At 59.6% G+C, this 807-nt stretch carries 1 pseudogene; it reads right to left on the bottom strand.

The features are described 5' to 3' along the window. Positions 1-807 (bottom strand): annotated as a pseudogene (locus DXT96_RS26845) (flagellar hook associated protein); the annotation flags it as partial.

Genomic DNA, 807 nt, shown 5'->3' on the forward strand with positions numbered 1-807 from the left:
TTGCTTGTCGACGAACGAAACCATGGCGTCGAGGGACTGCTCGGCGGTCAGGGTCACGCCGGTCGGGCCGACGAGATCCTTGGTGATGTCGAGCGACGTCAGCGAGTAGTTCAGGGCTTTAGCGAGCTGGTTGTTGGCGCCGGTTTCAAGATAGACGTTCTTGCCATCCTTCGTCGTGCCGATTGCCACGGTGCCAGCCGTAACCTGTGCCGTATCAACGGTCGTGGCGTTGCCAGTGGTGCCGTCACCCATAACCTTGACGAACTGGTCGTCACCGATTTTCAGATAAGCGCCGTTCTCGGCTGCCGAAGCATTGGCGACGACGACCAGGCCGGTTGTCGCGTCCGCGACGGCGGTAACCGGAGTAGCAGCAGCAGCGGGCGTCAGGCCCTTAAGCTGCGCTTCGGTGAAGACCATTGCAGCCTTTACTGTGGTGGCCTTGGCGGCGCCAACACCCGTCGTGATTTCGAAGTTCTTGTAAGCGCCGGTCGAGGAATAGGAAGCGAAGGAATCGAGGATGCCCTGCTTGTCTTTTGCGGCGCCGGAAGACGTGTCGAACAGAACGGTGTCATTGCTGAGGGCAACGTTGATGGTCTTGACGGAAACGTTGCCGCCGGAATCACGGATGAACGAACCAACAACCTGCTTGGTGACGTCGGTCAGCTTGCCCGTGCCATCGCTGACTTTCGCCTGCAGCCAGTTTTCACCGGAGAAGGACGAGGAGCTGGAGATCGACTTCAGCTGATCCTGCAGCTGGGAGATTTCTTCCTGGATCTTGGACTTGTCGACGCCGGGTTCGCGGGCGGC

The sequence above is a fragment of the Agrobacterium sp. ICMP 6402 genome, from assembly GCF_009498615.1.
Taxonomy (GTDB): Bacteria; Pseudomonadota; Alphaproteobacteria; order Rhizobiales; family Rhizobiaceae; genus Agrobacterium; species Agrobacterium burrii.